The sequence below is a fragment of the Thiolapillus sp. genome, from assembly GCF_048562965.1.
Taxonomy (GTDB): Bacteria; Pseudomonadota; Gammaproteobacteria; order Chromatiales; family Chromatiaceae; genus Thiolapillus; species Thiolapillus brandeum_A.
Genome location: NZ_JBHNMF010000373.1, coordinates 1 through 3,262 on the forward strand (window position 1 = coordinate 1; position 3,262 = coordinate 3,262).

Here is a 3,262-nt window from a genome sequence, read left to right on the forward strand (position 1 = left end):
CGTCGTGCGCATAGCGCCAGAGGGGAAGCAAAGTAGGCATCCAAACGCGGCGTCCAGTCATTGGGAGGCAAGTACGGAGCAGCAACGAGCTTGCGAAGTTGTTGCGTAGTGCTGGGTGACTAGGACGGCTGGGGCACAAATAGGTTGTCAAAGGCCGAGTCGATTTTGGGGACTGGGATGTCCCAAAATCTATCACGAGGTCGAAGACACACTTGGTCCTGTTCAATGGCCCTGGTCCCATACCCTGGACCACGGCAGCGGTGTAGCAGTACCCTACCAAGCGCCCCGGTTCAGGCCGGGGTGCTACTTTTTGCCGCGTTTCAGTTTGTGCTGTGGTGTGAGTTTCCCACAAAATTGCCTGCTCAAACTATAGGTATATATATAAAGGTCTTTTTAAAGGGATACCTTATAGGTTTAGGGGGGTGGTGATTATGCGCGCCTAGGGGGTGGTGATTATGCGTGATTTTGGGCTTAGGGGGTGGTGATTATGCGTGCCTAGGGGGTGGTGATTATGCGTGCATAACTTATTGAAATCACAGTGTTTTCAACACCGTCATGAAAAACTAGGCGCGTTTGCCGGGTAATCGGGATCATCCTTTGTAGGGGATCGGCGGAGGGCTGGACATCAGCAACAGACCCCCGTTAACCTGCTTTACCTTAGCTTGGCTGTATACGGTAAGGGCTTGCTTTAACGCCGGTATAAACGCGTTCTTGAAGTTCTTGTTATCGTTGTATTCTTGGCCAAACTGTTCACGAAGACTGCGCCAGTGTAGAACTAGAGGCCGCCCGTTGATCCTGTGGAGCCTGTCAGCCAACATCACATATATATCCATTGCCAAGGCACTACCAGCCAAAGCGTGCATAGCACGGAGATCCAAGGGGACTGCGTGATCAGTCAGGGTCTGATAATACTCTTGGGAAAAGGTGATAGTACCGGGCCATAGTGTCCCCTGTTCCTCGCTGTTGGCTAGCCAAGCCTCAAACTGCTGGATTGGCTTACCGTCGTAGGTGATAGCCTTGGCAGCCGTGGTAATTCCCAGCGTCATACTGCATGCCGAAAGCGCCTGAATCTGTTTGCGGAAGTTAGTAAGAGTTCCATTACGCCCGCCGCTTGACTCCTTGCCCAACCGCTTCAAGAAGCTGGCCGCGCTGTTGCCTACTTCGATTTCAGGAGACCTTTGGCGTAATGCTTCTGTGTTCAAGTGGGCTATTACCAGGCGAGGCATAGGGCCATAGGGAAGGGGTTGCTGGATGAACTGTTTTCCGTCCCATAGCTTACCGGCACGGATGTATAGACCAGCTCCGCCACAAACACGTTCGAACTCTAAACCGTTAACCTTAGAGCGCGGCAGACCTACTTGGCACATGATCGAATGCATGAATGTCAGATCATCGTTGCTTGGCTCCTTTTCTGCGATCTGTAATCCGGAATCGATTAGCTCCTTTTCTTTCTTTGTAATCGAGCCTTTCTTGCTGGACTTACTGCGGCGTTTGGCGGGGGCTTTCTTGGTTGCTTCCTGCTTGGCCTGGGCAGGCGGCAAGCCTTGAGCTTCCGCCGTGCGACGGGCCAAGTCGAACGCTTGGGCGGGGTCAACGCCTTTGGCAATGAGTTGTTCTCGGTATTCTAGTTCGTTGAATTGCTGGGCCATTCCCCCTCCTTTTTAGCAGCTAAAACACAGCCGCTGCCAGCCATGGAGAGCGAAGCGAAGGCTGGTAGTCCCCAGTAGCCGCGAGGCCGCACTGCTTACCCGTCGTGCGCATAGCGCCAGAGGGGAAGCAAAGTAGGCATCCAAACGCGGCGTCCAGTCATTGGGAGACAAGTACGGAGCAGCAACGAGCTTGCGAAGTTGTTGCGTAGTGCTGGGTGACCAGGACGGCTGGGGCACGAATAGGTTGTCAAAGGCCGAGTCGATTTTGGGGACTGGGATGCCCCAAAATTTATCGCGAGGTCGAAGACACGCTTGTAAATGAATATTCTATAAATATTCATTTAAAGTTCTAATCATATTCTTTCAGTGCTTTATAAAGTGCCATTGAAATAAATGCGGAACGGCCCGTTCCCATTGCCTCGGCCTGCTCGTCTACCTGGCGCAACAGATCGCCCGCTATGGTGATGCTGACTTGTCTTTTCTTGCCCTTGGTAATGCCTTTTTCATACGGTGCAGCTTTGTCGGTCGCGGCTCCAGCATCAGGGGCACCGGTCATAAAAGCGTCTGTCTTGTCCTGTGTCTTAGGTTTTTTCTGAATTGCCATTTCATGTACTCCTTAACGCTTTTGAATATTCAAAGAAAGTTAAAAATAGGTTCAATAAGTGCAGCAAGCTCGGCCACTGCTTTAGGGTCTTTCGGGGTCATTTCTCCCACGGCCAGCCCGGCCCCGCCCGCATTGCTGAACGCCTTGCGGCGGCGAATTATAGTCGGCAGGTAGGTAAACTGCGGAACTTCGGCCACGGCATCGGCGGCCTCTGCGTTATCGGTCGAGCGTTCGCCAGGGTCGGCCATGTTCAGAACCGCGTAGGCTTTCAGTCCGTCACGGACGCTGTGTGCCTCATCAACCAAGGCTGCCATATCATCCAGTGCCCACACGTCATAGGAACGTGGGGCGAAAGGTACTAGTAGAATGTCGGCCAGGATCAGCGAGGCCCGGAGCGCGGTAGAGTCGCGCCCACCGACATCAATCACAATGTCGTCCCACTTATGCGCCTGCTGCTGTACTTGGGCGCGAAGTTGTGGCCCATCTGGATATTGAGCGCAGGCAATACTAGGCACCCTGTTAGCTTCCGCTCTGGCTGCAATAGCGGCGGCGGCGGTGCCCTGCCGATCGCCATCAATCAGCCACACGTCCCGACCTTCCCGGGCGCGACTAACGGCTATCTGTACGGCTAGGGTTGTTTTCCCTACCCCTCCTTTTGTATTCGCTATTGCTATAATCACGTATATCCCCTTTTTGAATATTCAAAATAGGGTTATATAATTACCTAGGAATCATCCTCTGTCAAATCATTTTGAATATTCAAGCCACATTCTTTGCGCTGCCTTCTTCTGGCTAGTTCTGCCCGTGCCCAGGCCGACTCCTCGGCCATATCCCGGCGCAGTTCGGCTATCTCTTAGGGAGTCAGTCGGCGCACGGAGGGGCCGGTGTCCTGATTCTTCTGTTCCTGGTAGCCTTGTCCAATATGAAATGAGTCTGAACGTAGGCCGTATTTCCAGTATGAGGTGAGTCTGAAATAAGCTGAATTTTTTCGGTGATTTGTTCATGATGG

General features: G+C 52.8%; 5 protein-coding genes. All 5 read right to left on the bottom strand.

Annotation, left to right across the window (positions count from 1 at the left end; all coding sequences use genetic code 11):
• A partial coding sequence (locus tag ACOCD2_RS14965; RefSeq protein WP_419625761.1) for a hypothetical protein occupies positions 1-196 on the bottom strand: 196 nt, incomplete at its 3' end.
• A 394-nt stretch (positions 197-590) separates the two neighbouring features.
• Entirely contained in the window at positions 591-1,649 is a 1,059-nt protein-coding gene (locus tag ACOCD2_RS14970) for a replication protein RepA (protein WP_419594067.1), read from the bottom strand.
• 95 nt (positions 1,650-1,744) lie between these two features.
• Entirely contained in the window at positions 1,745-1,990 is a 246-nt protein-coding gene (locus ACOCD2_RS14975; protein ID WP_419625762.1) for a hypothetical protein, read from the bottom strand.
• Between the two features lie 8 nt (positions 1,991-1,998).
• Positions 1,999-2,253 carry a ribbon-helix-helix domain-containing protein gene (locus ACOCD2_RS14980; RefSeq protein ID WP_419590253.1) on the bottom strand — a complete coding sequence of 85 codons (255 nt, stop codon included), beginning with the start codon at positions 2,251-2,253 and terminating at the stop codon, positions 1,999-2,001.
• Positions 2,254-2,282: 29 nt separating this feature from the next.
• Positions 2,283-2,933: an AAA family ATPase gene (locus tag ACOCD2_RS14985; protein WP_419589733.1), complete on the bottom strand. Its 651-nt coding sequence runs from the start codon at positions 2,931-2,933 to the stop codon at positions 2,283-2,285.
• Positions 2,934-3,262 lie beyond the last annotated feature (329 nt).

Coding starts and splice junctions, on each gene's coding strand:
- ACOCD2_RS14970 (WP_419594067.1), bottom strand. CDS start 1,649: ATGGCCCAGCAATTCAACGAACTAGAATACCGAGAACAACTCATTGCC.
- ACOCD2_RS14975 (WP_419625762.1), bottom strand. CDS start 1,990: ATGAATATTTATAGAATATTCATTTACAAGCGTGTCTTCGACCTCGCG.
- ACOCD2_RS14980 (WP_419590253.1), bottom strand. CDS start 2,253: ATGGCAATTCAGAAAAAACCTAAGACACAGGACAAGACAGACGCTTTT.